Origin of the sequence: Marinobacter sp. BW6, assembly GCF_008107725.1 — a bacterium.
Taxonomy (GTDB): domain Bacteria; phylum Pseudomonadota; class Gammaproteobacteria; order Pseudomonadales; family Oleiphilaceae; genus Marinobacter.
Window position 1 is genome coordinate 1 of the sequence record NZ_VIRN01000010.1, and the last position, 386, is coordinate 386.

General features: G+C 66.8%; 1 pseudogene. It reads right to left on the reverse strand.

The features are described from left to right. Positions 1-386, reverse strand: a pseudogene (locus tag FMN52_RS00040) (AMP-binding protein); the annotation flags it as partial.

Here is a 386-nt window from a genome sequence, read left to right on the forward strand (position 1 = left end):
ATCATGTAGCGCGGCAGTCGCTCAGCGCAGTGACGCCTGAGTTCGATGAGCGAGACTGCCTCGCCATCGCTTGGCACCAGGAACGCCCAGAGCGCGGCGTCCATGCCGCCCCCGGCGGCGATCACCGCAGCCACGCGTACCCGCGGATGGGCCAGCAGAGCGGCCTCCACCTCGCCCCGTTCGATGCGATAGCCACGAACCTTGAGCATGTCGTCACGACGACCGAGATACTCGTAGTTGCCATCGTCCAGTTGCCTGACGAGGTCGCCGGTGCGATAGCTCCCGGTAACCGCCGGCTGGCCGAAATAGCCGAGCATCACGGTGGGGCCGCGAACGATCAGCTCGCCCTCCTCCCCGACCTCGCAGCGCCGGCCATCGTCCTTTTC